General features: G+C 36.6%; 2 protein-coding genes. Both read right to left on the bottom strand.

The features are described 5' to 3' along the window. Positions 1-166: GxxExxY protein (locus HC175_RS19290; RefSeq protein WP_168139762.1), on the bottom strand; the 166-nt coding region annotated here is incomplete at its 3' end. Positions 167-236: 70 nt separating this feature from the next. Continuing rightward, positions 237-421, bottom strand: a 185-nt coding sequence (locus tag HC175_RS19285) for a Sua5/YciO/YrdC/YwlC family protein (RefSeq protein WP_168139761.1), incomplete at its 5' end; no start/stop codon positions are given.

The raw sequence follows: 421 nt of genomic DNA, 5'->3' as shown, positions 1-421 counted from the left end.
CAGAGTATTCTTTTTCTCTGGCAAATGGTATTCTTCTGTTATTAAATTCAAGTTCCAGTGCATCTTTGTAAACAATTTCCGCGAAACCACTGCCCAGATTGTTGTAAACTTCGAAAAGAGCACCAACAATTGAATAACTTTCCTCTTTATATAGAATATTGGCCATGCAATTTTATCTCAACCTTTAATCTTCTGAATGAGCCAAAAATATTAGTGTATTCGTGGCCTTTTAAAATTTACTTCCTGATCACTTTAACCTTTCCGTCATTACTCAACTTAATAATAGCTGAAGGCTTTGGAGTCTTTAAAGACTGTTGCAAATTTACCACATAGTCTACCCCCTTTAAAATTTCGGGAGAAATTTGGGCAAAAGCTTCCGGAGTAGGTTGGTTGCTTAGGTTGGCCGATGTTGAAACCAACG

This window comes from Salinimicrobium oceani, assembly GCF_012037645.1.
The sequence above is the reverse complement of the archived record's forward strand: the minus strand, read 5'-3'. Positions and strand labels throughout refer to the sequence as shown.